This window comes from Nocardia sienata NBRC 100364 (assembly GCF_001613205.1).
Lineage (GTDB): Bacteria > Actinomycetota > Actinomycetes > Mycobacteriales > Mycobacteriaceae > Nocardia > Nocardia sienata.
In genome coordinates, this window is the sequence record NZ_BDBX01000005.1 from 157,411 (window position 1) to 182,456 (window position 25,046).

Here is a 25,046-nt window from a genome sequence, read left to right on the forward strand (position 1 = left end):
GTCATGCTGCCTCCTCGGCACTTCCGTTTTCTGACGTGACAGTCATGTCAACTTGTGGAAGTGTGACCGGCAACACGAGACCTGTCAACCACCCGGGCGATCGCCACCGGACCTATCAGGCCGAACAGAACAATGGCGCCCCTCAACGGCCGGTCCGGCGGCGACCGCGCCGGAGAGCACCGAGATCCAGCCCGGCCGCGGCATCGGCGCCCACTCCCCGGTCGGCACGCTCCCGGGCAGACCGTCCGCATTCCCCACGGAATCGGAGTTCCGCGCGCGGCGTGGGCCGAGAATGTTCCATTTGGCTCGGACTGATTGTTATCTGCGACCAACACCGGACTCGACCCTATGATGATCATTGCGTTTCGGGGGACGAAGTCGAACTGCAAAATCCCGAGCGTGCAGTATTCACGTGACAGCAACCCATCCTGCGCCCAGAAAGAACAATGACTACCTGTTGCCTGCCTTCGACCATGCGGAACCCGACGCTCCCGCCGCCTTTATGTCGTAACAGCGAAGACTGTTTCTGACTACTTGCGCCCCGATCGATGACACGGAGCGAAAACCCGCACTGTCGGCGTCGAATTGCGCAGTTCCTGCTTCTCGCGGCGCCGGAAAACGGACGCCACAACGTCGGAAGAAGACGGCGGCGCGAGCGAAAGGCTAAGGTGGACAACCCTCTTGATGGTCTGCGTAAGGCGCTACTCCAGCGAATGGTCGACGCCGCCCGAAGCATCGGAGCGGGCGCGAGCAAAGCGACAAAGGACACCAGTGGTAAAGTCCGCGGCGGGGTAAATCATATTGCCGATGATACGGACTCGAACGCGAGTAAGGGGATTTCACATGAACGACCCGATTCCGGAACTGGCGCGACCGGAGCGCGAGGAGTTCTGGAGAACCCTGGGCTGGAAACCGGATCTCCCGGAGCCGGAACGCCGGCTGATCGAGGAGCGCTGGACGGACGAGGCGATTCACATGGCGAAGTTCTACGGGTTCTGAATTTCGGCGACCGCGAGATCCGTCCCATTGCGGAACACACCCTCCCGGATGATTACGCCGCATTTCTTCGTGAACACGGCCGGAGCACGCCGAAGCTGTACGAATTGGATCCCGCCGATGCCGATTATTTCCGTAGTCAGATGCAGGCGCTGAAGGACAGCAGTCGCTATTCCGCCTCGGTCAATGTGCACAGTCTGGAGGAATACCGCAATATGCGGCTGTTCGTCACCGACGACGGGAAGGCCGGTGGCGCGCTACGGGGTGACGAACTGTTGTCACTGTGGGCACACAAGGACGGTGCACACCCACATGTATCGAGCGCTCTGCTGGGCCTTCGCGTGTCCCTGGGCGGACGGATCCTCAACTGTTTCGACACCGTACTACCCGACCTGTACTCCTTTTGTGGCTTCAAGCCGGTCGCACGCTTGCCATGGGACGACCGCTATGCGCCGGAGGGGTGGGATTACGACACCTACAGCCGGTACAACGGGGGGCGGCCCGACGTCGTCTTCATGACCTACGACCCCGATCGTCTCGGCTCGAGATACGAACCGGGCAGCGGAACCGTCGTCGACAGCTACGACGACGGCGTCGCGGCCGCCCGCCGAGCATACGAATGACCGGCCGTACGGTTCCGGTCAACCTGAGCTTAACCATCGCTTCAGGTTTTCACCGAGGGATATAACGAATCCTTGTGCCAGGAAACCGATTTCGTGCCCCAAGTCTCCACCGGGCAGTGACGCGCCTCGCAGACCGCAAGGAGCTTGCCGAACGTTTGCGATATCCGGTCGCCGCTGCCTCGGTCGATGCCTCCACCGCGGCCTCGATCGAGGCGCTGTGGTCCCAACTGACGCACTCGGGTGCGCCGACCGCACCCGGACATACGGAGGAGTTTCCCGTCGGGAACGAGATCTTCGCTTTCTCTGTGGTGCTCGGCCGGTTCGAAACGTGGGCCTGGGCCGATCTGATACTGAGTTCCCTTGCCCGGGAGACGAACCTACTGCTGCCCGGCACCCGCATTCTGCTGCTGGGTACCGGCACTCTCGCCGATGCGCTGGCGAGTGCGATCGCGCGCTTCGGCGGTCGGCTCGAAGTCGCTGCCCAGGACCCCGTCGGACTGATCGATATCGCGGGCCGTCACGGCGTTCCGGTATGGACCGTCACGGACGGGGAAATCGTCTCGAGCGGTATCGATATCGTCCTGGCCACCGGACGAAATCACCCCCCGTTGGTTCGAGAGGCGATCACGCCGACGCAACGACCGCTCGTGGCCGTCGATGCCACCGCTCCGGGGCCTACGGACGGTTACACCGCTGTCGGTGAAACGGTCGGTACGGTGCGGGGTCTGACCGAATTATCCGGGGCGCGGCCCATCTTCGTGGTGCCGCGGCCGTCGCCCGCCGCCCTGGGCAGTGTCGGCGCGGATATCAGGGCTCTCTACGCGGTATTACGGTCCGCCCTGGAGCCGGGCGACGCCGACGTCGCCTTGGCGGAGGTGTTGCTGGCATGAACTCGGCCGTACAGACGCCCGGTGCGTGGCGGCACGGGCAAGAGAAGATCGACTGGGCACGTCGGTTCATGCCGGTGACCGAAACTCTCGCCGACGAACTCCTTCGCGCACGGACCCTCGCCGGGCTACGGGTGGGGTTATCGCTGGTCCTGGAACCCAAAACCGCCAACCTGGCAGTGCGGTTGGCCGAGGCCGGCGCCGATGTGTCGGTGGTGTGTCGCGCGGTGAACACTCGTGACGATGTGGCAGCCGCCCTGGACCGGGCGGGTATCGCCGTTTTCGCTCGATCCGACGCATCCGCCGCGACCGAGCAGCTCCTCCGGACCGAGTTCCTCGAGCGCCGCCAGCACATACTCGTCGACGACGGCGCGCGCTCGATCCGCCTGGCGCATTCGGCATCCGACGATGTCCTCGCGGCCCTCCGTGGCGCGTCCGAAGAGACAACCAGTGGTCTGCGCCCCCTGCGAGCGATGGCCGAAGCGGGACGGTTGCGGTTTCCGGTGGTCGCGGCCAATGACGCACGCAGCAAAACCCTGTTCGACAACGATCACGGCACCGGGCAGTCGACAGTTCTCACCATCGCCGATCTCCTAGGCACGGTGCTGACCGGAAAATCGGTCGTTGTTGCGGGCTACGGCTACGTGGGACGCGGTGTGGCGCGTTCGGCGCGCGCCCTCGGCGCGCGGACCACCGTGGCCGAGATCGACCCGATCCGGGCACTCGAGGCGCTGCACGCCGGCTATCGGGTCGCGCCGCTTGTGGAGGCCGCGGCCGACGCCGACATACTGATCTCCGCGACCGGCTTCGCCCATACCGTGGATGTCGAGCATCTCTCGGCGCTCCCGGATGGCGCGGCGGTCGCGGTGGCCGGCGGTGTCGACCAGGAAATAGCCCTCGAGGCCGCATTCGAGGCGGGGGCGTCGACGCGGCGCACCGGCGATCGCATCGATGAAGTATCCCTGCCCAACGGACGCACCGTCCTCGTCCTCGACAACGGTGGTTGCATCAACTGCACGGCGGGTGAGGGCAATCCGATCGAGATAATGGATCTCTCGTTCGGTGTCCAGTTACTGGCGGTCGAATACCTGGCCATCGAAGGCGGCGGACTCGCCGCCGAGGTCCATGCGCTCCCGGCCTCGGTCGATGCCCGGGTGGCCCACGCCAAGCTCCGCGGCGCGGGGGTCCGGATAGACACCGAGGAGGCGGTTCGATGACCGCGCTGATCGCTCTCGACGATGTCACCGTCACATACTCCTCGTCCGCGGTACCCGCGCTGTACGGAGTGAGTTTCCGGATCGATCCGGGCGAGTTGGTCTTGATCACCGGCCCGTCCGGATGCGGCAAGAGCACCTTGATGCGCGTGATCAACGGTTTGGTCCCCCGTGCCTACAACGCCGAGGTCACCGGTGCGGTCACCGTGGCCGGTACGCCCGCCTCGACGCTGAGCGTCGGGCAGATCTCCGAAACCGTGGGCACGGTACTCCAGGATCCGGCGAAACAGGTGGTGGGCCATTCGGTGACCGCCGATATCGCTTTCGGGCCGGAGAACCGCCGGCTGGATCCGGGCGAGATACGAGCACGCGTACAACGGGTCGCGGAAACACTCGGTTTGTCCGCGGAGCTGCTCGCCGCGGGAACACACGAATTATCCGGCGGCCAACTGCAACTTGTCGCGTTCGCCGGCATTCTCGTACTGGAGCCGCGCGTCATCATCGTGGACGAGCCGCTGGCCAATCTGGACCCCGATGCGGCAGTACAGGTCCTGCGTGCCCTGCGCGAGTATGTCGATCGCGGTGGCGCCGGTGTGGTGATCGAACACCGGGTGGACGAGGTTCTCCCGGTGGAACCGGATCGCGTGGTGTTTCTCGATCGCGGCCGGATCACCTACTCCGGCGACGTCCCGGGATTTCTGCGCACAGCCGATCCCGAGGTGGTGCGGTTACCGTTCGAAACCCTGATCGCGCGCGCCGACGCCCTCGGCCCCCAGCACCGGCCGGGCCGGCGACCCACCGGCGAGTCGCGCGTGCGGTACACGAACGCCCGGTTGGGTTACGGGACCACCGCTGTTTTCGACGGCGTCACCGCCGATCTGGCGGCCGGGGAGCGTATCGCCGTCCTGGGGCACAACGGCGCGGGAAAATCGACGCTGCTGCGCGCCGCGGTGGGGTTGGTGGAGGTATCGGCCGGTGCCGTGGAATTGGACGGCCGCCCCGTCGACAGCTACCCGGCAACACAGCTGGCCGCCGCGAGCGGATACCTGTTCCAGAATCCCGCGCTGGCCTTCTTCGCCGCCACCGTCGCCGACGAACTGGCCTTCGGCCCCCGAAACCTGGGTGTGGAGGCCGGGGAAATAGAGAAGATCTCGGGGCAAGTGCTGGAAATGGTCGGTCTGGCCGATGAGCCCGACATTCTGAACAGACCTCCGCGAACGCTGTCGTTCGGTCAGCAACGCAGACTCGCGCTCGCCCTGGCACTGACCCTGCGTCCCCGCACCCTGATACTCGACGAACCCACCGCGGGACAGGACCTGCGCTCGGCGGCCCGCTTTCTCGATGCCATTTCGACCCTGCCCGATGTGGACAGCATCTATCTGATCACCCACGACATAGACCTCGCCCTGTGGCGCTCGGACCGACTGCTCGTCGTCGCGGGCGGCCGGATCCTCGCCGACGGTACTCCGTACGAAATCGTTCACGACACGTCGCTGTGGCACAGCGGTAGCCCCGCCACCGAGCGCGCGGTACTCCGCGAAACCGATTATGTCCGGGCCGCGCGTAGCTCTCGTTCGGCACCGGGTCCGATTCCGCCCCCGAACATCCTCGCCCGAGAACTCGGCTCGGCTCGTTCGGCAGAAGAAACCATTCCCGCGGGAAGTTCCGCACAGACGAAGAGGAGCACCGCGCATGACCGCGGTTAGAGATGTGATCACCCGGCCCTGGCATGTCGATTCTCGAACCGTGGTGTTCGGAGCGGTCGGCGCGGCACTCTACGGTGCGCTCGGGATATTCAGCTTCATCCTGCCGGGCACGGCGAATGTCGCCATCCGCCCGGCGCTGGCTCTCGTGCCCTTCGTCGGTATCAGGTTCGGGCCGGTTGCCGGTTTCTTCACCGGTGTGGTGGGAACCGCGATCACCGATCAGATCCAAGGATTCGGTTTTCTGACCTTCTGGAACTGGAGCCTGGCCAACGGCCTGATAGGTGTGATCGCGAGCCTGCTCTCCCACTACCTCCCCGCGGCGAAAGGCAAATCGCTCCAGGCCGTTCGCCTGGCGGGACTGACCTTCGTCGCGGTAGCGGCCGGTCTGGCGTTCACCATCACCGAGGTTCTCCTCGGACATACTTTCGTCTACTGGTTCACCGGTGCCTACCTCCCGGCCGTCGCCACGACGGCTACGGTGTCCCTGCTCCTGGTGCCCGTGCTGGACCGGGCGTGGCAGCCGCTGGCGAACCGTGCGGGGCGATAGTGGAGGCTGTTCGTTATCTCGCCGGAAATTCTTTTCTCGGCCGCAGGGACCCGCGGGTCCTGATCGTCGTTCCCGCCCTCACCGTTGTCCTCGTGACACAGATCCGGGATTTCCGGCTCATGGCAGCGGCGGCGGTCCTCGCGTTCGTCTTCTACGCGTCCGCCCGGATACCCTTTCATGCCGTCCGTTCCAATTGGTTCTTCGTCGGCTTTTTCGTATTGATCTTCGCGAGTATCAACGGCATCATCGTCGGCGCCAGAAAATACGATCACACATCGACCGAACTGTTCCAGATACCGGTCATCGACGTGAGTATTTCGACGGCGTCCATCTCGTACACGCTCAATATGGCGACACGCTTCCTGGCGATCGCGATGACCGGTTTCCCACTGGCTTTCGCCGTGCGGCCGGGAGACCTCTCGGTCGCTTTCGCCCGGCTGGGCGTCCCCGCCCGCTTCGCCTACGCGATCGACCTGACGTTCCGCTTTCTTCCGACCACCTCCGCCAATCTGCGGGAAACAATCGCCGCGCAGCGGTTACGCGGCTACGAACCCGCGCCGACCCGCAATCCGATCCGGCGGATCCGTCGGCTCCAGCCGTTGATCGTTCCAGTGACCGTGGGTGCGTTCGTCGACGCCGAGGACGTCGCCGACGCCCTGGAGCTACGCGGGTTCGCCAACGGTCGGCGGACCTGGCTCCGTGCCCTCCGGTTCGACACCGCCGACCGAACTGTGCTGGCGATATTCGTCGCTGTAGCGGCCGCCGCCACGGCGGCGAATATCAGCGGAGCCATGCCGGGGCTGTGGTTGTGGTGACACCGGCCGCAACGGGTGCCGCGGAACCGACGATACATACCGCCCCGTGGGTTCTCGCCGGAAGCGATCTCGCATTCCGCCACGGGGCCGTTGCGGTGGCTCACGGGAATATCGTGCAGGTGGGCCGGCTCGACGATGTGCGTCGGGATCTGAGTGCCGGATGCACTGTCGTCGAATGGTCCGGAGCACTTATTCCGGGGCTCGTGAACGCCCACACCCATCTGCAGTACACCGATATGTCGGGTCTGGGCACCCGTTCCTACCCCAGTTTCGAGGCCTGGTCGAAGGTTTTCGCCGCCGACTACGCGAACCGAAGTGAATGGCGGCAGTCCGCGGAGCGCGGCCTGGACGCGGTACTACGCGCCGGCACCACAGCGGTCGGCGATGTGGTCACCCACGTCGAGGCCCTCGACGTGCTCTGGGCGGGCGGCCTGCACGGTATCGCCTTCTGGGAGGTGATCGGCATGCGCTACACCGATTGGATCGATCGCGGCCGGCAACGAACGGTCGAGATTCTCGACAGCGCGGCCGCGAGCAGCCACGGCGCTGTCGGACTCTCGCCGCACGCGCCGTATTCGCTGGACGGCCGGGTACTCGCCGAGGTGAGTGCGCTCTCGCGCGCCCGGCGCCAGCGCAGTCATATCCATCTGGCCGAATCACCTGCCGAATACGAGTACGTGGTCCGGGCAGCGGGGCCGTTGGCCGACTTCTGGCGTAACCGCGGATATGGCGATTTCTCGCTACTCCGCCAAGGCGGGGCCGGGACGAGTCCGATCGCCTACGCCGCGTCGGCCGGCGCGCTGGATTCGTTCACGCATATCGCGCACGGCGTCTACGTCGACGGTGACGATCGCGAAATCCTGCGCAGCACAGGAACGGTCGTTGCCCTGTGCCCTCGCTCGAATGCGGTACTCGGCCTCGACGACGCCCCGGTGGCCGACTACCTCCGCGAGGGGAACCACATCGCTGTCGGCACGGACTCCCTGTCGTCCAGCCCCTCGCTGGATGTCCTGGCCGATACCGCGGAGTTGTACCGGATCGCCCGTCGCCAGGGCTATCACCAGCGTGATCTACATTGCCGGCTGTTCCACGCCGTGACCGCGGGTGGCGCCGAGGCCATGGGACTGGCCGACCGTATCGGCAGGCTGGAGCCGGGACGGTCGGCCGATCTGGCGGTGATCGACGTCGATGCGGCACGAGCACACGACATATGCGCCGCGATCGTCGAGGGCGGCGGCGGTATGACCGCGGCGACGATAGTGGCCGGCGAAATACGGTTCCGGCGCGCGCGGCGTCGAACCGCTACAGCGACGGCCGCCGGTGCCGGCACGCCCGATTCGCTGAACGCGGTTGCCCATACCGATCGCGTCCGCTGACGCGGTATGTCGGTACAGCCGTCGGATCGGTGCGGGTCCGTTCGGGCTCGAACCGCTTCTCGCACCGGAGTGCCCGGTGGCGTCCCCGTCAGAGGTCGGGTGTCGTGCCGGCCGGCGCGGCCGGTCGCCAGGCCCGCGGTAGCAGCGGGGCTGTCCCGGTGGTGTGCGCGGCCTGCCGTCACTGCGTGGCGCGGGCTGTACAGCGCGTCCTATGCGGGTATCCCGAGCCCCGCGGCGAGGAGCGGCCAGGACCGATAGAACGCGTCACGCCAGTAACCCCAGGAGTGCGTGCCCGACGGCGCGTAGTCGAAGGTGGCCGGGATCCCGAGCCGAACGAGCCGGTCCTGGAGATTGCGGGTGCACCAACCGGTGGCGGCCTCGATGACGCCGCCGACCAGGAGCTGATTGGCCAAGCCCTGGGGGCCCGGCAGCGCGTAGTCGCCGTCGACGGTGTCCCACTGCCCGGGCAGCCCGTTGCCGGTCGACACGAACAACCTCGTACCGCGCAGCGCCTCGGCGTTCACCACCGGATCGTTGGCGACCCACGCCGGATCGTCGTCTTCGCCGTACATATTGCGGACATCGCCGCCACCGTAGAGTTCGACGACCAGTTTGGTGAACTGGCGCCCGATGGGGTCCGCGATCTGGGCGCATCCGCTGTACCCGGCGACGCTCCGGTAGAAGCCGGGCGCGGCCTCGGCCATCTGCAGAATCGCGGTGGCGGTCATCGAGTTCGCGGCGATGGCATTGATCCCGTTGGTGCCCAGTGCTCCGTCGACCAGGGGCGGCAGCTCCTCGAGGAAGAAGGTGCGCCATTTGTTGCGGCCGAGCACCGGATCGTCGCGTTTCCAGTCGGTGTAGTAGGCGAACGCGCCACCGACCGGCATCACGACATTGACGTCCTTGGTGGCCAGGAAATCGCCGACATCGGTATTGGCCCACCAGGTCGCCGCATCGGTACCACCGCCCGCCCCGTTGACGAGGTAGAGCACCGGCCGGGGTTGTGAGGCGTCGCGGGGACGCTGCACCCGGACGGTGATGTTCTCGTCCATCGCCGCGGAGTGGACCAGCATGGTCAGGCTGCGGCCATCGACTCTGCTCGCGACGATTCGCGAGCCGTTCGGCGAGACCGGTTCGGCGAGCAGCTGTTCGGAGTCGACGATCGGATCACCACTGTCGGCGGAGCCGTTCCCGGCGCCGAACACCGTGACGGACGCGGCGAACAGCGCAGCGGCAACAGCGATGAGCAGTGCGGGCCTCATACGTCGGCGTCTCACATCGAACCCCAGGTCTCGACTCACGACAGACGGTGCGCCGGTCGGGATTGGCAATCTACCCGACGCCGCTGTGGGGCAACCATTCCCGGCCGATCCGGCGCCGAAGAACCAGTGGTGGACCCGCGTACCGAGGCGAACCGTTCCCATGATCCCGGCCACGTGAAGCCGGCCCGGCGCCACGGCACCCGGCCACGGCGATGCCGCTGCCGGGCTACTCGACCGGCGACCACGCGGGTATCGACGGTGAGACGATCCGCCCGCCGGGGCGACTCCGAGTGCGGCATCGGCGAGCGATGCGGTTCGCGGCGAGCGGCGATCCATGAGGTGTATCACAGGCGCCCGACACCGGTATTCCGCAGAGAGCCTGAGATGATCGGAAGGAAGCGATACGACCCGATTCCTCTCCCGGACAGAACAAATGATCCCCCCACCGATCGGATACCCCACCGCCGCGACACGGCTGTGGAACCTGCGTCCGTGGCGCCACAGCCCGCTGCTACGCCGCGAGGACCGGCTCCTCGCCTGGCTCGTATGCGGCGTGCTCCTCGTCGCCGGATCGTCGATCCCGATAGCGGCAGCGGTCGGAATCCACACCCATCGAGTCCTGAGCGAGTCGGCTGCCGCAGCGGCGGCCGAACGGCACCGCGTGCCCGCGACGCTCCGAGACTCCGCGCCCACCCCCAGCGAATACGATCTGTACCCCACGACCCCGGCCACCTGGTTCGCCGCGGGCGCACAGCACACCGGCGATGTGTACGCCCCGGCCGGTTATCGCCGAGGTGAAATCGTCGAGATCTGGGTGGAGCGCGACGGTAGGCACACCACGGCACCTCCGAACGATTCGTCGGTCCTGTTCGACTCGGCCCTCGTCGGACTGTTCGCCTGGAGTGCGCCGGTTCTGCTCTGCTGCCTTCCGACAGTCGCGACCGCCCAGCGACTCCGGTTACGTCGAATGGAGCAGTGGGATATCGAGTGGGCTCGACTCCACGCCGGGTTCTGAATTACGTAGCACCATACCGACGCCCTGGCGCACACGGGGACAGTAGTCCGCGACGCGGAGAGAAAGCGCGTCAGCGACGGCGGCCGGCCATATCAGGGGCGCGTCACCGGCACCGCGGCGATGCCCGTGGGCACGACCTCGCCCCGCCCGTTCAGCGCCGGCATTCGGGAACCGCGAACGACTCCAGCTTGAACCCACGCAAGTCGTGTATGAGCTTCTCGTACTGGAACCGGTTGTAGGCCAGCGGTTGTAACAGCAGCCGGTCGGGCAGGTGGCGCCATGCCCACTGCAGCAGCCGCACATAGACCGCGAACTCCCGTTCGTGCCGCGGCTTCAAATCGAAACCGGTCAGTTCCTGCACCGCCGGATGCATGGCCTTCAGCGAACACACCTGGATCACATGCCCGACCACCGGACGGATCACCAGCCATAGCGGAGTCAAGATTCGGCGAGCCCGCCGCGATAATCTCAATGTCGGCAACGGTAACTTGGTGAGGCCGGCGAATTTCTCTACGATAAACGGGTTCTCGGCCAGTTCCCCGGTCGCCATGGTGTCGTAGTACTCGCGTGCCGCGGCCAGATCCGCCGGGAACTTACCGGCCGCGCTGGGCAATTCGAGGTCCGCGAAGGTCCCGCGTAGCATCTGGTAGGCGGCTTCTTCCTCATCCGGACGCATCTCCGTGCCGGTGCAGTAGGTGAAGGTATTGAGCACCATGAATACTCCACTGAGCGCGACCCACTTCCAGGTATACGGGCTCAGCGCACTGTATTCCACCCCGCCGAATTTTGCCGAACCGGCACCGTGCACATCACGATGCCGCAATTTCAGCCATTCGGATTCGGCCCGGCGGTCGTCGGAATCACCCCATAGCGCGATCATCGAGGACGCGCCACCGCGGGCAGTGCGATCAGTGAAATTCTCATCGAACCGGCCGGTCCGGTCCACCGCGGCGGCGACCGGGACCAGCGCCACCTCGTCGAACGCGGCGCCGGCAAAGGCGCCGGCCAGGACACTGCCGGAATGCTTGCGGAACTCTTGCAGCACTTCGGACCGGATATGAGAATCAGCGGACTCGTCGGGGCGCGAAGTCGCGTGGGTCGTCATTTCGTCACCTCGTCACCTCGGACAGGAAGAAGAAATGATTTTCCGCTCGATTTTAACACCGCAATTCTCACAGCACTACGCCTGCGGCCGCCCGAGAACGCCCGGATCCGGTGGCGAAACAGTGGGTGGACGGAACCGGAAATTTCAGCTCGACGGCCGAACCAACCCACCGACAAGTGCGTGGACCGAACTCCTGGAACCAAACCGGCTACACAGTCTGGGTATACAGAACGCAGCCGCTCACCTCGTCACGGCGAGCGACAGCATTGTCCAATCCGTTCTCGGTGAGCCCAGTGATCTGCCGAGCCATAGATGGTTTCGGGCATCGGCGGTGAGGTTTCGGCATACCGGCCCGTCGCGAACCGGTGGCGCCGGCAACTAATTCCTGTTCTCGCGGTGTTGTCGCCCGTTTCGCGAGTCGAACGGCCACCCTGTTAGTGTGAACATATGTTCGAAGGCGACCGGGACCTCCCCGACGCAGGGAGGCATGAGGGCCCGGCGGGGAACGCGGCGCCCCCACGGCCCACTCGGCAGCCGCGGATCCCCGCCCGGGATCACGCCTCGATCCTGCACGCGGACCTGGATTCCTTCTACGCCTCGGTGGAGCAGCGGGATCAACCGCGGCTGCGCGGCAGGCCGGTCCTGGTGGGCGGCGGCGTCGTACTGGCCGCCAGCTACGAGGCCAAGGCCGTGGGTGTCCGGACGCCGATGAACATCGGCAAGGCGTTGAGTCTGTGCCCGGACGCGACGGTGGTCCCGCCGCGGATGCCGGTCTATGCCGAAGCCAGCCGGTCGGTGTTCGAAATCTTCGCCGATATCACCCCGATCGTGGAGGGGATATCGATCGACGAGGCATTTCTCGATGTCGCGGGACTGCGGCGCATCGCGGGCGAACCGCGGGCCATCGCCACAGACCTGCGGGAACGGGTGCGGCGGGAGGTCGGCCTGCCGATCTCGGTCGGTATCGCGGGGACGAAATTCCTGGCCAAGGTGGCCAGCGCGGTCGCGAAACCGGAAGGGTTGCTGCGGGTGGAGCCGGCCGACGAGCTCGGGTTCCTGCATCCGTTGCCGGTACACCGGCTGTGGGGCGTGGGCCCGGTGACCGAACGCGCCCTGCATGCGCACGGTATCGAGCGGATCGGGCAGTTGGCCGAGCTGGGCGAAGCGGGGCTGCGGCCGATCGTCGGCACGGCCGCGGCCCGGCATCTGCACGCCCTCTCCTGGGCCCGCGACCCACGCCGGGTGGAGACGGGGCGGCGGCGACGGTCCCTCGGCGCGCAGCGCGCACTGGGCCGCCGACCGTACCCACCCGCGGAGATCGAGGCATATCTACACGGCCTCACCGACCGGCTCGGCCGCCGGTTACGGGCCGCCCAACGGTGCTGCCGCACCGTGGTGCTGCGCCTGCGTTTCGACGACTTCACCCGCGCCACCCGGTCGCACACCCTGCCTGCGGCCACCGACCACACCGGGACGATCCTGCGGGCCGCCCGGGGCCTGCTGGCGGAGGCGATGCCGCTGATCACCGCACGCGGCCTCACCCTGATCGGGCTGGCGTTGACGAATCTGGAGAACGCCGACCCAAGGCAGCTCATCCTGCCGTTCGGCGACGGGCCCACCCCGGCGCTGGACACGACCCTGGACGCCCTGCGCACCCGGTTCGGCTCCGGGGCGATCACCCGCGCCGCGCTGCTGCGGCACGGTGAAGGTCTGTCGGTGCCCTTACTCCCGGACTGATCCGTGCGTAGCCGATACGCCGACGAGACGGCCGGCTCGCCTGGCCTCGGTGGTAGACCTGCGCCACGCCGATCCGGTCGCGACCGCGCACTGCTCCATGGTCCAGGAGATCGTCGGTCGGCCCGACGCGACACCACTGCAATTCGCGCCTGGCCGAGAGCAGCGGGCGCGGCGCGCATTCGAGGTCGCGACCGGGCGCCCGCCCGGACCGGGCCACATCTGGACGTTTGTTCAACAGTATGGTTCGCTGCCAGTCGAGCAGGAAGGACATCTCGATGGTGGCAACCTCCCAACCACGTGCCGCGGCGCGGCCCACGGATTCCGAACAGCCGGCGCTTCCCCGGCGCACGGTACTGGCAGGAGCGGCCGCCGGCACATTCGCGCTGGGCGCGCTCACCGCGACCGCGCCGGGTCTCGGCGGGCGGCTCGCCGCCACCGCGCACGCCACACCCGGCGGTTATCTCGTCGGTCTGGGTATCTCCGATATCACCGGCCCCGCCGCGGAATGCGGCATGATGGGCTACTCCCAGCAGGATCAGACCACCGCCGGAATCCACCTGCGACCCCGCGCCCGCGCCTTCGTCTTCGTCTCCGGGTCCGAGCGGGTCGTCTTCGCCGTCGCCGAGAACGCGATGATCTTCCAATCGGTGCATCGTGGCGTGCTCGCCGAGCTCGGCCGCCGTTTCGGCGATCTGTACACCGAACGCAATGTCCTGCTCACGTCCACGCATTCGCACGCGGTCTGCGGCGGCGCCGCCCACGACTACGCATACAACCTGTCGATTCTGGGATTCCAGCAGCAGGTGTACGACGCCGAGGTGAACGGTCTCGTGGAAGCCATCGCGGCCGCGCACGCCGACCTCTCCCCCGGCACACTCGCTCTCGGCCGCGCCGAACTGCGCAACGCCAGCGTGAACCGGTCCCGGGTCGCCTTCGACCGCAACCCCGCCGCGGACCGGGCACACTTCCCGGACGCCATCGACCCGGCGGTCACCACGGTATCGATCGGCAAGGGCGGCGAAGAGGTCGGCGCGATCACCTGGTTCGCCACCCACAACACCTCGATGACGAACAAGAACCGGCTGATCAGCTCGGACAACAAAGGTTACGCGGCCTTCGCCTGCGAGCACACCGACCACGGGGTGCGCTATCTCGACGGCGCACCGGGCTATCTCGCCGCCTTCGCCCAGACGAATGCCGGTGATATGTCACCCAATCTGGATCTACGGCCCGGTTCCGGGCCGACCGGCAACGAATTCGACAACACCCGCATCCTCGGTGAGCGTCAGCACGACGCCGCCCGCACGGCGGTCGCGGCCGCGAGCCCGATGAACGGTCCCGTGGGGTCGGTGTTCTGCTATATAGATCTCTCCGATATCACCGTAGACGGACAGTTCACTCCTGACGGCGCCGCCCGCCGCACCGCACCGCCCGCCGCGGGTGTGTCGTTGCTCGCCGGGAGCATCGAGGACGGCTCGGGACTGCCGGGCGGCCCGATTCCGGAGGGCGTGCGCAATCCCTTCCTCGACTTCCTCGGGGACCCGCACCGGCCCGCTCCCGGCTGGCTCGCCGACGCCCAGGCCCCCAAACTGATCGCGGTGCCGTTCGGTCTGCTGCCACCGGCTCCATGGGTGCCCAGTGTGGTGCCGATCCAGATCGTCCGCATCGGCGAGTTGTACCTGGCGGCGGCCGGCGCCGAGTTCACCATCGTGGCCGGCCTGCGGGTGCGGCAGGCGGTGGCGGCGACCCTCGGGGTTCCCCTGGATCAGGTACTGCTCCAGGGATACGCCAACGCCTACCACGAATACGTCACCACCCCGGAGGAATACGACGCGCAGCAGTACGAGGGCGCGTCCACCCTGTTCGGCCGGTACACCCTGCCCGCCTACCAGCAGGAGTTCACCCGGCTGGCCACCGCGCTCGCGGCCGGTACGCCCGTCGACCGGGGGCCGGCACCCCGCGACCTCTCGCATCTGCAGCCCAACTTCGTCTCCGCGCCCGGTCCCGATACGGCCCTGCCCGGCCACGATTTCGGGGCGGCACTCACCCAGCCGGCCGCGCACTACACCCGCGGCGCCCGAGCCGCGGTGGAATTCGTCTCCGCGCACCCGAAACACAACCCTCGCCGCAACGGCACCTTCCTCGAGGTGCAGCGGCTGGTGGACGGGAGGTGGGTACGGGTCGCGAACGAGGGCGAGTGGGCCGTGCGCTTCCACTGGAGCACACGGGGCCCGGGTACCTCGGTGGCCTCCTTCACCTGGGACATCCCCACCGATACCCCGCCGGGACGCCATCGTTTCGTGCACTTCGCCGACCGGCTCACCCCCGACGGCCACCTGCAGCCGGTGCGGGGAACGAGCGCCGAATTCGAGATCGGCTGACGCCGCGCGCCACCGCGACGCGGCGGCCGGGCGGCCGCGATCAGGGCAGGATCGAATCGATATAACCGCCGTCCACGCGCACCGCGCCCCCGGTTGTGGCAGAGGCTTGGTCCGAGGCGAGGTACACCACCATATTGCCGATCTCGGCGGGTTCGATCAGTCGCTGGAGCAGCGAATGCGGGCGGTGTTCCAGCATGAAGCGTTGCTGGGCCTGCTCCCAGGGCAGCTCGGAGCCGACCAGGTCCCGGACGAAATCCTCGACTCCGGGTGTATGAGTCGGGCCTGCCATCACGGAATTGACCGTGACCCCGGTGCCCGCCGCGGCTTTCGCATATCCGCGGGTTACGGCGAGCAGCGCGGTTTTCGTTGTGCCGTAGTGCACCATTTCCAGCGGCGTCACCACCGCCGAATCGCTGGCTATATTCATGACGCGGCCGAAGCCCTGCTGCATCATCCCGGGCAGATACATCCGGATGAGCCGGATGGCAGACAGCACGTTGACCTCGAAATAACGCCGCCAATCGTCGTCGTCGATCTCGAGTACCGGCTTGGCTTCGAAGATCCCGAGGTTGTTGACCAGGATGTCGAGTTCGGGAACCTTCTCCCGGAGGCTTCCGGCCCCCACCGCGGAGGACAGGTCGGCGGCGACGGCGCGCACCGAGGCCCCGGAAACTTCTTCCAGGATGCGGGTGCGGGCCGCTTCGGTCTTGTCGGGCCCGCGCCCGTTCACGATCACCGACGCACCGGCCCGCGCCAGCGCGGTGGCGATGGCCAGGCCGATGCCCTGACTGGAACCCGTGACCAGTGCGTGCCGTCCGGAAAGGTCGATGTTCATCTCTTCATCGTGCCGCACCACCGCTCACCGGCCGGGGGCGCCACGCGGATCTTGTGTCCGCCCCGCTTCCCCACGAACGCCGCCACGCAGGCCCAGTGATCTACCGACTTGCCGAAGCCGAGGTCGATCGGTGTCGACGCTTCGACTCGCGAGACGAACCTCCGGACAGCGCGAACCGCGGCGGAGCGACCCCTGGAGCCTGATAGGCACGCAGAAGGGTATGGAGCGATCTTTAATCTGCCATTGACAAATGGCACATTTATGAATGACTCTTAACCCATGACCAGGTCGACGAGGACCTCACGCTCCGGTGTGCCGTGTGCACCCTCCCTGCGTTCGCGATTGGCCGCCACCGCAGCGGAATACGGTCTGCGCCCGATCAACTGCGCGGTGCCGATGAACCCACCGGGCATACTGTTCGCCCGCACACTCATCGCGACGATCATGGAACTGGCCGGGCCACCCCTGCCCGGAACAGCCGTCCAGAAGGTCCGGACCGCCGGTGTCCGCGGCGAATGGGTACGCGCCCCCGGCGTCCGGGCCGCCAACCGGGCCGTCTACTACGTGCACGGCAGCGGCTACGTACTCTGTTCGGCCCGGACCCATCGCGGCCTCGCCTCCCGGCTGTCCCGCGACACCGGTCTGCCCGTATTCGTCGTGGACTACCGACTCGCCCCCGAACACCGCTTCCCGGCCGCCGCCGACGATATCGCCGCCGGCTTCGAGTGGCTGCTCGGACAGGGCTTCGCCGCGCACGACCTGGTGATCGCCGCCGACTCCGCGGGCGGACACCTCACCCTCGACCTGCTTCTGGAAAACGCCTCCCGAGGTACCGAACAGCCCGCCGCCGTCGTCCTGTTCTCCCCCCTGATCGATCTCACCTTCGCCCTGGCGACCGCCCAGGAGCGGCGGCGGCGCGATCCGGTGATCTCCGCCCGCGCCGCCCGCCGGCTCCCGCGGGCCTACACCGGCGGGCATCCCGACGACACCCCGCGGCTGCGGCTCACCGTCGCGGCGGGCACCGCGCTGCCGCCGATGCTGGTCCAGGCCGGCGGCGCCGAGATGCTCAGCGCCGACGCCCGGCACCTGCACACGATGGTCCGGACTGCGGGCGGTGACTGCACCCTCGAGATCTGGCCGGGTCAGGTGCACGTGTTCCAGGCGCTGCCGCGCCTGGCCCCCGAAGCCGACGCCGCCCTGGGGCGGGCCGCCGATTTCCTGTGCGCGGCACTCGCGGTCGGCACCCCACGGAAAGTGAGCTGAGATGACAGCCCTGCGCAACCTCCTGCCGTTCGGCAGTTCGGGCCGCACCCACGGCGCCCGCGCGGTCGTCACCGGTGCCGGGAGCGGAATCGGCCGCGCGCTGGCCCGGGAACTGGCCGCCCGGGGCGGACAGATCGTCTGCGCCGATATCGACGAGAGCCGCGCCGCGGAAACGGTGGCCCTCATCGAAGGCGAATACCCCGGCGCCGCCCACGCTTTTCGCTGCGATGTCGCCCGCCGGGAGGACATGGAGATCCTCGCCCGGTTCGCCGACTCGGTATTCGACGGCGGGGTCTCCCTGGTGGTCAACAACGCCGGCGTCGGAATCGGTGGGAAACCAGTGGGCGAGATCGGGTTCACCGACTGGGAATGGGCCCTCGGTATCAATCTCTGGGGCGTGGTGCACGGATGCGAGATCTTCGCGCCCCGACTGCGGGCCGCCGGCCGCGGCGGCATCATCAATGTGGCCTCGGCCGCCGGTTTCGCGGCCGCGCCCGCGATGGCGGTCTACAACACGTCCAAGGCCGGCGTGCTCGCCCTGTCGGAGACCATGGCCGCGGAGTTCAGCGGCACCGATATCGCGGTCACCGTACTCTGCCCCACCTTCGTCCGGACCAATGTCGCCCGGGACGGGCGCATCACCTCGGGTTCGCGTGATCTCGCCGACACCCTCATGCGCTGGACCGGTTTCTCCCCCGAGCGCGTCGCCCGCATCACCCTCGACGCGCACGACCGCGGCCGACTGCATGTCCTCCCCCAGCCCGACGCCCAGCTCATCTGGCTGCTCAAACGGGCCTTTCCCGGCCCGTACACCACCGTGGCGGGCCTGCTCGAGCGGCTGTTGCCGCAGGACGCGCCCGCCACACCGACCACCACCCAGAGAACAGGAGTCTGATATGGCGACCATGGACTTCCAGGACATGCTCGGCAAGATCAAGGAACGCCAGTGGGCACTGGCCGATATCGATTGGGACGCGCCCGGCGCGGAAACGATCACTCCCGAACAGCACGCGCGCCTCAAGCCTTTCATGTCGGACCTGATGTGGATCGAGAACGTGGGGGCGCGCGGATTCGCCGCCATGGCCAAGAAGGCCCCCGACGAGACCTTGCGCGAGATCTACCGGTATTTCCACGCCGAGGAGCAGAAGCACGCCAATGCCGAACTCGCGCTGATGCGGCGCTGGGGGATGCTCGAGGGTGACGAGATCCCGCAGCCGAATATCAACGTCAAACTGGTCATCGATTTCCTGGACAAATACGCCGACGATATGTCGCTGTCGTTCCTGGGAACTGTGATCCCGATGCTCGAGGTGGCGCTGGACGGCGCACTTGTCAAATTCATCATGGACGAGATCGAGGACCCGGTGTGCCAGGAGGCGTTCCGGCGGATCAATGCCGACGAATCCCGCCATCTGGCCGTCGATTTCGCGGTCATGGATGTGCTGGGCCACGCCGAGATGCGCAAACTGCTCATCGAACTGATCGGCGGCTGGGTGAAGCCGACCTTCCTGATCGGCGTACTGAGCTATATGCCGCTGCTGAACAAGATGCGCGACAATATCGTCGCGATGGGGGTGGACGAGAAAAAGCTGTACTCGGCGCTCGAACGCTACCGGAAGGTGGGCGAGCGCAGTGAGTTCGCGCGCCGGCTGCCGATGTACCAGATCGTGAAGATGCACGGCGACTGGGTGGTCGACCGGGGGCACCCGTATCACCTGCTCGCGGACGCCCTGGTGAAGGTCACCGGACGTATTCCGCGGCGGCTGCTGCGCAAGGACCCGAGCTGGTCGAAGGAAATCACCTACACCCCCGCCGCGTGACGAGGACACATCTATGACCACGACCAGCACAGTCCCGCTCGATGTCGCCGTGATCGGTGCGGGATTCGCCGGGATCGGCGCGGCAATCCGGCTCCGGGACCGCGGTATCACGAATTTCGCGGTGTTCGAACGCGGTGACGCGGTCGGCGGGACCTGGCGCGACAACACCTATCCCGGCGCCGCCTGCGATATTCCCTCCCGGCTCTACTCGTACAGTTTCGCGCCCAATCCGGACTGGTCGCACACCTATTCCGGGAGCGGGGAGATCCTGGGCTATATCGACTCGATGGTGGCGAAAGCCGGTATCGCACCGCATATCCGGCTCCGGCACAATGTCACCGGTATGGAATTCGACGAGTCCACCGGAACCTGGGTGATCTCGATCGAGGGCTCCGGGAAGGTCCGCGCCCGCGCGGTGGTGCTCGCGTCCGGGCCCCTGACCGAACCCGGCTACCCCGATATTCCGGGGATCGACTCCTTCACCGGGCACACGATCCACAGTGCCCGCTGGGACCACGACTACGATTTCACCGGGAAACGGGTCGCGGTGATCGGTACCGGAGCCAGTGCGGTACAGATCATTCCGGAACTGGTCGAGCGAGCCGGTTCGGTGAAGGTTTTCCAGCGCACCCCCGGCTGGGTCCTGCCCCGGGTGAACCGGCGTACCGGCGCGCTCGCCAAGGAGCTCTACCGGCATATCCCCGGCGCGCAGACCCTCGCGCGGCAGGCGTGGTTCTACGGGCACGAGTCGGTGGCGCTCGGCGTCGTCTGGAATACCCCGCTGACCCGGGTGGTCGAACTGGTCGGCCGGGCGCAATTGCGGCGGCAGGTCGCCGATCCGTGGCTGCGTCGGCAGCTCACCCCCGATTTCCGGGCGGGCTGCAAACGGCTGCTCATGACCGACGACTACTACCCGGCGCTGCAACGGGAGAACTGCAAACTGATCACCTGGCCGATCGCCCGGATCGCGCCGGACGGTATCCGTACTGCCGAGGGGATCGAGCATCGCGCCGACTGCATCGTGTTCGCCACCGGGTTCGAGGTCTCCAAAACGGGGACGCCGATCCCGATCACCGGTCGCGACGGGCGGGTGCTCGCCGACGAATGGCGGCGCGGCGCGTTCGCGTACCGCAGTGTCGCGGTCTCGGGGTATCCGAATCTGTTCCTGACCTTCGGACCCAATTCCGGCCCGGGGCACAACTCGGCACTGGTGTACATGGAAGCGCAGATCGATTACCTGGTACAGGCGATCGGCCTTATCCTCGACCGTGATCTGCGGATGCTCGAGGTGCGCCGCGATCGTCAGGAGCGTTACAACGCGGCCATCCAGCGCAAGCTCGGCGCGACCACCTGGAACTCGGGCTGCCGCAGCTGGTACCTGACCGAGGACGGGTTCAACGCGACCATGTACCCGGGGTTCGCCACCCAGTACCGCAACCAGTTGCGCGAGGTCGATCTCGACGACTACACGGTGGTGGCGGGCGAGCCGCGGATCGTGCCGATGGTGGCGTCGGTCTCCTGACCGGCGGCTAGACTCGGATTCCCGTGCCGGAGTCACCGGCGCAGGCGGGCGAGGGAGGTGCGGATTCATGGCGCGATACCGGATCGATGATCTCGCCCGCGCCGCGGGCACCACCTCCCGCAATGTCCGTGCCTATCAGGAACGCGGCCTGCTACCACCCCCGGCCGACCGCGACGGCCGGGCCAGTATCTACGACGATTCCCATCTCGAGCGGCTCCGCCTCATCGACGCGCTGCTGCAGCGCGGTTTCACCACCGCGCATATCGCCGATTTCATCACCAGTTGGGAAACCGGTAAGGACCTCACCGAGGTGCTGGGTCTGCAGCATGCCGTCACCGCGAACTGGTCGGAGGAGGAGACCTTCGAGGTCCCCCGGGAACTGCTCGCCAGCATTCTCGGCGAGCAGACCGACGAGCTGGTGGCGCAGCTGAGCCGGATGGGTCTGGTCCGGGTGGACGGCGAGACGGTGGTGATCACCGATACCCAGCTGCTCACCTCGTTCACCGAGCTCCACGAGTACGGGGTGGAGCTGGGCACGCTCATCTCGGTGTACGCCGAGGTCGCCACGCGGATCGACGCCATCAGCGAGCTGCTCATCAACGCGGCGAAGAAACATATCGTCGACGAGCACGGGCCCGGCTGGCTACCGGACTCCAATGACGAGATCGCCGCCACCACCCGCATGCTCAATACCATGCGCGAACTCGGCGTCGCCGCGGTGCACACCAGTCTGGCCCGGTCGCTGGACGCCACGCTGCGGCGCGAACTCGGCGACTATCTCGCCACCGCCGCGGAACGGGAGCGGGAACGGAACATGGGCCGCGCCCAGCGCGATCACTGAGCGCCGTACCCGGGCCGCCTCAGGCCAGACGGCACAGTGTTTTTCCGGTCGTCGCGCCCGAGAGCATTGCGACCAGGGCGGCCGCCGCCTGCTCGATCCCGTCGAATACCGATTCCCGGTGGACCAGTCGTCCGGCCGCGAGATGCGCACCGACCTCGGCCCGCATGGCCGACTCGAGATGATTGAAGGATCCGGCCCGGAAACCCCGCATACACAGGCCTTTCGCCACCATGGTGAACAGGTTCGGCGGCCCGGCCGGGGCCGCGCCGTCGTAACCGGATACCGCCCCGCACAGCGCGATCCGCCCCTGCGGGCGCAGCGCGTCCAGGGCCGCGGTCAGATGGTCGCCACCGACATTGTCGAAATACGCGTCGATTCCGGTGGGCGCGAGTACGGCCAGCGATTCGGCGAGGGCGGGCTCGTGGTAGTCGAAGGCGGCGATGCCGAGTTCGTCGCGCAGGTAGGCCACCTTGTCCGGACTGCCCGACGAGCCGAGGACGGTGGCGCCGCGCAGGGCCGCGAGCTGCGCGGCGAGCGAACCGACCGATCCCGCGGCCGACGACACCCACACTGTGTCCGCCGCGGCCAGCTCGAGAATTTCGACCAGCCCCACATACGCGGTGAGTCCGGCGCTGCCCAGCGGGCCGAGGAACCATTGCGGCGGAAGATCACCTGCCTCGATCCGGGTGGGTGCGCCGTAACCGCCGATGGTCTGCGCGCCGGCGCCCACCACCGCGTATTCGCGGTAGCCGAGAGTGTGGGAGACCAGATCGCCCACGGCGTAGTCCGGGTGGCGGGTCTCGGCGACCACGCCGAGCGCGAGACCGCTGAGACCTTCGCCCGGGCGCAGCGGCGGCAGGTACCCGTCCGGTGTGGTCTCCGCCAGCCGGATGCGGATGGACGGATCGATCGACAGCCAGGTGTTGCGCACCAGGATCTCACCCGGGCCGGGTTCCGGCACGGGTTCCTCGAGCAGCGCGAGATCGGTGACGCTCAGCTTTCCGGCCGGGCGCCGGGCCAGACAGAGCCGGCGATTCATCGGTGGTCCTCCTTGTCGGGCCTGCCGGGCTCGCGTCGCTCAGCGCGCAAAGGCGACCTCGGGCGTCCGGGCGATGAGCAGCCGGCGCACCGCACCGTCGGCGTCGAGCTGGGCGGTCGCGTTGAACGACGCCTCGAACTCTCCGGCACGCGTGGTACGACCGAGCACGAGTTCGTATTCGCCGACCACCGCACCCACATCGATGTGATGGATCAGGGTGCTCTTCTCGCGCTGCGCGAGGTAGGCGACCAGACCCGCCCGGTCCCCGACGAATTCGGCGCTCGCACCCGCTCCCTTGGAGAACTGCACCGACATGGTGAAATCGTCGGAGATCATCTCGAGCACCCGATCGGGATCGTCGGAATCCATATAACCGAACCACCGGGCCAGCACCGGCACATCCGTCGTCATTTCTGTTCTCCTTCGGTCGAGGACCGGTCCACCAGCGCGAAGTCCGCGCTGAACGTGACCTGGTACCGGTCGATGAGTCCCGCCGCGTCCAGATGCATCGCGGCCACGAAGTACCCGGTGGTCACGGTGTCGTTCTCGGTGACGGCGCCGTGGGCGAACTGCATGTCACCATCGGCGGCCACCCGCAACAGCACGTGCTTGCGGTTCACCGGGGGCCGGCCGCTGAGGTACTCGAACATGGCCGAGCGGCCGCGGTCGCGTTTCACCCCGGTGGGCAACACCATCGTGAAGTCCACGTCCTCGGCCAGCAACGCCACCGCGTCCCGCAATCCGCCCCTGTCGACGGTCGCGTAGTAGTCCTCGATCACGTAACTCATGAAATGAACTTAGTTCAACAAACCACTTCTTGTCGAGAGTGCGAGCCGCTAGGCTCAGTTTACCGAATTGAACTCAAGTCAACCGGAGAATCATGTCCCCGACCTCAGCAATTACCCCCGAAGCGCCCTGGCCGCGGGCGGAACCGGCAGCTCTCACGCCCGGTCCCGAGCAGGAACAACTGCGCGAAACACTACGGGCGCTCCTCGCCAAGTACAGCGGGATCGAGCAGGTACGCGCGGCGGCGGAATCCGCGGCCGGATACTCCGAACCGCTGTGGCGACGCCTCGTCGACGAGATGTCCGTGACCTCGCTCGCCGTCCCGGAGGAATACGGCGGGCTCGGCTACGGCACCGCCGAACTGGCCGTCGTACTCGAGGAATGCGGCCGGGCCCTGGTCTGCGAACCCGTAATCAGCTCGGCCGTCCTGGGCGTTCAGGCACTGCTGCCGGCCGCCGCGGCGACCGCCGACCTCTTCACCGAGGTGCTGAACGGACGATCGCTCGCCACCGTCGGCACCCTCGATCCGGCGACCGACGCGCTGCGGGCCCGATCCGATTCCACCGGCTGGCGCGTCGAAGGTACGGTCACCCACCTACCGGGCGGCGACACCGCCGATCTCGTCGTGGCCTCGGCCGATACGCCCCAGGGCCGCCGCCTCTTCGCCCTGCGGCCCGGCCCCGGGGCCGTGCGCAGCCCACGCCGCGTCCTGGACCCCACGCGCAGGCAGGCCGATCTCACCGTGCGCGACTGCCCGGCCGTCGCGCTGACGACGCCGGAATCGACACCCGCCGCCATCGCGCGACTGCACGATCTGGCCACCCTCGCCACCGCCTGCGAGAACACCGGCATTGTCGATCACCTGCTCGGGCTCACGGTCGACTACGTCCGCACACGCCATCAGTTCGGGCGGCCGATCGGCTCCTTCCAGGCCGTCAAACACCGGCTGGCCGATCTACTGGTCGAGCTGGAACGCGCGCGCTCGGCCTCCCGATACGCCGCCGCCCTCTACGCCGAGGACCCCGATTCGGCACGGCTGGCCGTCGCGGTCGCGGGCGCCGTCTGCACCGACGCGGCCGTACTCGCGGCCTCCGAAGCGGTGCAGTTACACGGTGGCGTCGGCTTCACCTGGGAGCATCCCGTGCACTCCTATTTCCGGCGTGCGCTCGGAAACGAAGCAGCACACGGTGATTCACGCACCCATCGTGCGCGGATCGCCGATCTGATCGGCGTCTGAGCAACCTCGACCGGCACGGAATTCCGTATTGACGCCCTC

The 25,046-nt window shown here is 67.3% G+C and carries 23 protein-coding genes; 17 read left to right on the forward strand and 6 right to left on the reverse strand.

The window, feature by feature from the left end; all coding sequences use genetic code 11:
• The first annotated feature begins 843 nt into the window (after window positions 1-843).
• The 8 genes from NS4_RS32595 (at window position 844) to NS4_RS06360 (ending at window position 8,164) form a co-directional block, all read left to right on the forward strand.
• Window positions 844-999 (forward strand): hypothetical protein, encoded by a 156-nt coding sequence (locus NS4_RS32595; RefSeq protein ID WP_169811732.1) that lies wholly within the window; start codon window positions 844-846, stop codon window positions 997-999.
• A 140-nt stretch (window positions 1,000-1,139) separates the two neighbouring features.
• On the forward strand, window positions 1,140-1,619 hold the full coding sequence (locus NS4_RS06330; RefSeq protein WP_063058664.1) for a hypothetical protein: 480 nt from the start codon (window positions 1,140-1,142) through the stop codon (window positions 1,617-1,619).
• A gap of 116 nt (window positions 1,620-1,735) precedes the next feature.
• Window positions 1,736-2,509 (forward strand): hypothetical protein, encoded by a 774-nt coding sequence (locus NS4_RS06335; protein WP_063058547.1) that lies wholly within the window; start codon window positions 1,736-1,738, stop codon window positions 2,507-2,509.
• A complete protein-coding gene (locus NS4_RS06340) occupies window positions 2,506-3,723 on the forward strand; it encodes an adenosylhomocysteinase (RefSeq protein WP_063058548.1) in 1,218 nt (405 codons plus the stop codon). The genes NS4_RS06335 and NS4_RS06340 overlap by 4 nt, the downstream gene beginning before the upstream one ends.
• On the forward strand, window positions 3,720-5,426 hold the full coding sequence (locus tag NS4_RS06345) for an ABC transporter ATP-binding protein (RefSeq protein WP_063058549.1): 1,707 nt from the start codon (window positions 3,720-3,722) through the stop codon (window positions 5,424-5,426). The genes NS4_RS06340 and NS4_RS06345 overlap by 4 nt, the downstream gene beginning before the upstream one ends.
• Window positions 5,413-5,973 carry an ECF transporter S component gene (locus NS4_RS06350; RefSeq protein WP_169811733.1) on the forward strand — a complete coding sequence of 187 codons (561 nt, stop codon included), beginning with the start codon at window positions 5,413-5,415 and terminating at the stop codon, window positions 5,971-5,973. The genes NS4_RS06345 and NS4_RS06350 overlap by 14 nt, the downstream gene beginning before the upstream one ends.
• Complete coding sequence (locus tag NS4_RS06355; RefSeq protein WP_063058551.1) at window positions 5,973-6,788, forward strand: energy-coupling factor transporter transmembrane component T family protein; 816 nt, start codon at window positions 5,973-5,975, stop codon at window positions 6,786-6,788. Before NS4_RS06350 ends, NS4_RS06355 begins: the two co-directional genes overlap by 1 nt.
• A gap of 95 nt (window positions 6,789-6,883) precedes the next feature.
• The gene (locus NS4_RS06360; protein ID WP_169811734.1) at window positions 6,884-8,164 is read left to right on the forward strand and encodes an amidohydrolase family protein; all 1,281 of its coding nucleotides are present in this window, start codon (window positions 6,884-6,886) and stop codon (window positions 8,162-8,164) included.
• 209 nt (window positions 8,165-8,373) lie between these two features.
• Here the strand turns inward: NS4_RS06360 and NS4_RS06365 are convergent, their stop codons facing one another.
• On the reverse strand, window positions 8,374-9,426 hold the full coding sequence (locus NS4_RS06365; protein WP_063058552.1) for an alpha/beta hydrolase: 1,053 nt from the start codon (window positions 9,424-9,426) through the stop codon (window positions 8,374-8,376).
• A gap of 433 nt (window positions 9,427-9,859) precedes the next feature.
• On the opposite strand from NS4_RS06365, the gene NS4_RS06370 reads away from it, so the two are divergent.
• Window positions 9,860-10,441, forward strand: a complete 582-nt coding sequence (locus tag NS4_RS06370) for an Rv1733c family protein (RefSeq protein ID WP_063058553.1) — start codon at window positions 9,860-9,862, stop codon at window positions 10,439-10,441.
• Window positions 10,442-10,592: 151 nt separating this feature from the next.
• Here NS4_RS06370 and NS4_RS06375 read toward each other — a convergent pair whose 3' ends face one another.
• Window positions 10,593-11,546 (reverse strand): oxygenase MpaB family protein, encoded by a 954-nt coding sequence (locus tag NS4_RS06375; RefSeq protein WP_063058554.1) that lies wholly within the window; start codon window positions 11,544-11,546, stop codon window positions 10,593-10,595.
• A 447-nt stretch (window positions 11,547-11,993) separates the two neighbouring features.
• Here NS4_RS06375 and dinB point away from each other — a divergent pair, with 447 nt between their 5' ends.
• Complete coding sequence (dinB, locus tag NS4_RS06380; RefSeq protein WP_084486915.1) at window positions 11,994-13,283, forward strand: DNA polymerase IV; 1,290 nt, start codon at window positions 11,994-11,996, stop codon at window positions 13,281-13,283.
• 275 nt (window positions 13,284-13,558) lie between these two features.
• Window positions 13,559-15,664 carry a neutral/alkaline ceramidase gene (locus NS4_RS06385; protein ID WP_063058555.1) on the forward strand — a complete coding sequence of 702 codons (2,106 nt, stop codon included), beginning with the start codon at window positions 13,559-13,561 and terminating at the stop codon, window positions 15,662-15,664.
• A gap of 40 nt (window positions 15,665-15,704) precedes the next feature.
• Here NS4_RS06385 and NS4_RS06390 read toward each other — a convergent pair whose 3' ends face one another.
• The gene (locus NS4_RS06390; RefSeq protein WP_063058666.1) at window positions 15,705-16,499 is read right to left on the reverse strand and encodes an SDR family NAD(P)-dependent oxidoreductase; all 795 of its coding nucleotides are present in this window, start codon (window positions 16,497-16,499) and stop codon (window positions 15,705-15,707) included.
• A gap of 279 nt (window positions 16,500-16,778) precedes the next feature.
• On the opposite strand from NS4_RS06390, the gene NS4_RS06395 reads away from it, so the two are divergent.
• The 5 genes from NS4_RS06395 (at window position 16,779) to NS4_RS06415 (ending at window position 21,945) form a co-directional block, all read left to right on the forward strand.
• Window positions 16,779-17,762: an alpha/beta hydrolase gene (locus NS4_RS06395; protein WP_063058556.1), complete on the forward strand. Its 984-nt coding sequence runs from the start codon at window positions 16,779-16,781 to the stop codon at window positions 17,760-17,762.
• 1 nt (window position 17,763) lies between these two features.
• Complete coding sequence (locus NS4_RS06400) at window positions 17,764-18,657, forward strand: SDR family NAD(P)-dependent oxidoreductase (protein WP_063058557.1); 894 nt, start codon at window positions 17,764-17,766, stop codon at window positions 18,655-18,657.
• Window position 18,658: 1 nt separating this feature from the next.
• Window positions 18,659-19,582, forward strand: a complete 924-nt coding sequence (locus NS4_RS06405; protein WP_174552068.1) for a ferritin-like domain-containing protein — start codon at window positions 18,659-18,661, stop codon at window positions 19,580-19,582.
• A gap of 13 nt (window positions 19,583-19,595) precedes the next feature.
• Window positions 19,596-21,104: a flavin-containing monooxygenase gene (locus NS4_RS06410; protein WP_063058558.1), complete on the forward strand. Its 1,509-nt coding sequence runs from the start codon at window positions 19,596-19,598 to the stop codon at window positions 21,102-21,104.
• Window positions 21,105-21,171: 67 nt separating this feature from the next.
• Window positions 21,172-21,945: a MerR family transcriptional regulator gene (locus tag NS4_RS06415; protein WP_063058559.1), complete on the forward strand. Its 774-nt coding sequence runs from the start codon at window positions 21,172-21,174 to the stop codon at window positions 21,943-21,945.
• 19 nt (window positions 21,946-21,964) lie between these two features.
• Here the strand turns inward: NS4_RS06415 and NS4_RS06420 are convergent, their stop codons facing one another.
• Genes NS4_RS06420 through NS4_RS06430 form a run of 3 tightly spaced genes read right to left on the reverse strand, consistent with a single transcriptional unit; the run spans window position 21,965 to window position 23,772 of the window.
• Window positions 21,965-22,984 carry an NADP-dependent oxidoreductase gene (locus NS4_RS06420; RefSeq protein WP_063058560.1) on the reverse strand — a complete coding sequence of 340 codons (1,020 nt, stop codon included), beginning with the start codon at window positions 22,982-22,984 and terminating at the stop codon, window positions 21,965-21,967.
• A gap of 39 nt (window positions 22,985-23,023) precedes the next feature.
• The gene (locus NS4_RS06425) at window positions 23,024-23,395 is read right to left on the reverse strand and encodes a hypothetical protein (RefSeq protein ID WP_063058561.1); all 372 of its coding nucleotides are present in this window, start codon (window positions 23,393-23,395) and stop codon (window positions 23,024-23,026) included.
• Complete coding sequence (locus tag NS4_RS06430; RefSeq protein ID WP_063058562.1) at window positions 23,392-23,772, reverse strand: nuclear transport factor 2 family protein; 381 nt, start codon at window positions 23,770-23,772, stop codon at window positions 23,392-23,394. Before NS4_RS06430 ends, NS4_RS06425 begins: the two co-directional genes overlap by 4 nt.
• A 92-nt stretch (window positions 23,773-23,864) precedes the next feature.
• On the opposite strand from NS4_RS06430, the gene NS4_RS06435 reads away from it, so the two are divergent.
• Window positions 23,865-25,007 carry an acyl-CoA dehydrogenase family protein gene (locus NS4_RS06435; protein ID WP_063058563.1) on the forward strand — a complete coding sequence of 381 codons (1,143 nt, stop codon included), beginning with the start codon at window positions 23,865-23,867 and terminating at the stop codon, window positions 25,005-25,007.
• Window positions 25,008-25,046: the final 39 nt, after the last annotated feature.

What these genes read in the sequence shown, in the direction of transcription:
- NS4_RS06375 (WP_063058554.1), bottom strand. Translation starts at nt 11,546, where the DNA reads ATGACGACCCACGCGACTTCGCGCCCCGACGAGTCCGCTGATTCTCAT.
- NS4_RS32595 (WP_169811732.1), top strand. Translation starts at nt 844, where the DNA reads ATGAACGACCCGATTCCGGAACTGGCGCGACCGGAGCGCGAGGAGTTC.
- NS4_RS06415 (WP_063058559.1), top strand. Translation starts at nt 21,172, where the DNA reads ATGGCGCGATACCGGATCGATGATCTCGCCCGCGCCGCGGGCACCACC.
- NS4_RS06370 (WP_063058553.1), top strand. Translation starts at nt 9,860, where the DNA reads ATGATCCCCCCACCGATCGGATACCCCACCGCCGCGACACGGCTGTGG.
- NS4_RS06345 (WP_063058549.1), top strand. Translation starts at nt 3,720, where the DNA reads ATGACCGCGCTGATCGCTCTCGACGATGTCACCGTCACATACTCCTCG.
- dinB (WP_084486915.1), top strand. Translation starts at nt 11,994, where the DNA reads ATGTTCGAAGGCGACCGGGACCTCCCCGACGCAGGGAGGCATGAGGGC.
- NS4_RS06340 (WP_063058548.1), top strand. Translation starts at nt 2,506, where the DNA reads ATGAACTCGGCCGTACAGACGCCCGGTGCGTGGCGGCACGGGCAAGAG.
- NS4_RS06410 (WP_063058558.1), top strand. Translation starts at nt 19,596, where the DNA reads ATGACCACGACCAGCACAGTCCCGCTCGATGTCGCCGTGATCGGTGCG.
- NS4_RS06330 (WP_063058664.1), top strand. Translation starts at nt 1,140, where the DNA reads ATGCAGGCGCTGAAGGACAGCAGTCGCTATTCCGCCTCGGTCAATGTG.
- NS4_RS06405 (WP_174552068.1), top strand. Translation starts at nt 18,659, where the DNA reads ATGGCGACCATGGACTTCCAGGACATGCTCGGCAAGATCAAGGAACGC.
- NS4_RS06395 (WP_063058556.1), top strand. Translation starts at nt 16,779, where the DNA reads ATGACCAGGTCGACGAGGACCTCACGCTCCGGTGTGCCGTGTGCACCC.
- NS4_RS06390 (WP_063058666.1), bottom strand. Translation starts at nt 16,499, where the DNA reads ATGAACATCGACCTTTCCGGACGGCACGCACTGGTCACGGGTTCCAGT.
- NS4_RS06385 (WP_063058555.1), top strand. Translation starts at nt 13,559, where the DNA reads ATGGTGGCAACCTCCCAACCACGTGCCGCGGCGCGGCCCACGGATTCC.
- NS4_RS06350 (WP_169811733.1), top strand. Translation starts at nt 5,413, where the DNA reads ATGACCGCGGTTAGAGATGTGATCACCCGGCCCTGGCATGTCGATTCT.
- NS4_RS06365 (WP_063058552.1), bottom strand. Translation starts at nt 9,426, where the DNA reads ATGAGGCCCGCACTGCTCATCGCTGTTGCCGCTGCGCTGTTCGCCGCG.
- NS4_RS06420 (WP_063058560.1), bottom strand. Translation starts at nt 22,984, where the DNA reads ATGAATCGCCGGCTCTGTCTGGCCCGGCGCCCGGCCGGAAAGCTGAGC.
- NS4_RS06435 (WP_063058563.1), top strand. Translation starts at nt 23,865, where the DNA reads ATGTCCCCGACCTCAGCAATTACCCCCGAAGCGCCCTGGCCGCGGGCG.
- NS4_RS06430 (WP_063058562.1), bottom strand. Translation starts at nt 23,772, where the DNA reads ATGAGTTACGTGATCGAGGACTACTACGCGACCGTCGACAGGGGCGGA.
- NS4_RS06425 (WP_063058561.1), bottom strand. Translation starts at nt 23,395, where the DNA reads ATGACGACGGATGTGCCGGTGCTGGCCCGGTGGTTCGGTTATATGGAT.
- NS4_RS06400 (WP_063058557.1), top strand. Translation starts at nt 17,764, where the DNA reads ATGACAGCCCTGCGCAACCTCCTGCCGTTCGGCAGTTCGGGCCGCACC.